This is a genomic window from Acinetobacter sp. Ver3, from assembly GCF_000632455.1.
Lineage (GTDB): Bacteria > Pseudomonadota > Gammaproteobacteria > Pseudomonadales > Moraxellaceae > Acinetobacter.
The window spans coordinates 1-512 of sequence record NZ_JFYL01000186.1; the positions used below are offsets into that span (position 1 = coordinate 1).

Annotated in this window: 1 protein-coding gene; it reads right to left on the reverse strand. The window is 41.8% G+C overall.

Annotated features, from left to right (window positions below; all coding sequences use genetic code 11):
• On the reverse strand, positions 1-512 hold a 512-nt coding region (locus CL42_RS17335; protein WP_035271085.1), incomplete at both ends, for a GA-like domain-containing protein.

Sequence of the window (512 nt, forward strand, 5' to 3'; positions counted from 1 at the left end):
CAATCGCAGCTTCGGCAGCATCAATAATACCATCACCATTTAAATCATTAACTACTGGTAAAGCTGTATCTAGAGCATCTAAACGAGCATCTAGATCATCTTTAGCTGCTGATTCAGGTAATGCATCAACCAAGCCTTGTGCTGTACCTTTCAACGCATCTAATTGATCTTTGATCGCTTGTAATTGAGCTTGCGTTGCTGGACTGATTACACCATTTTTAGCAGCAATTGCCTCTACCAATTCATCATGCTTAGCTTCTGCAGTTTGAACCGCTTGTGTTGCTGCTGCAATCGCGGCATCAACATCATCAGCAATACCATTGCTATCTGTATCGTTCACTGCTGGTACAACTGTATCTAGAGCATCTAAACGAGCATCTAAGCTATCTTTAGCTGCTGATTCAGGTAATGCATCAACCAAGCCTTGTGCTGTACCTTTCAACGCATCTAATTGATCTTTGATCGCTTGTAATTGAGCTTGCGTTGCTGGACTGATTACACCATTTTTAGCA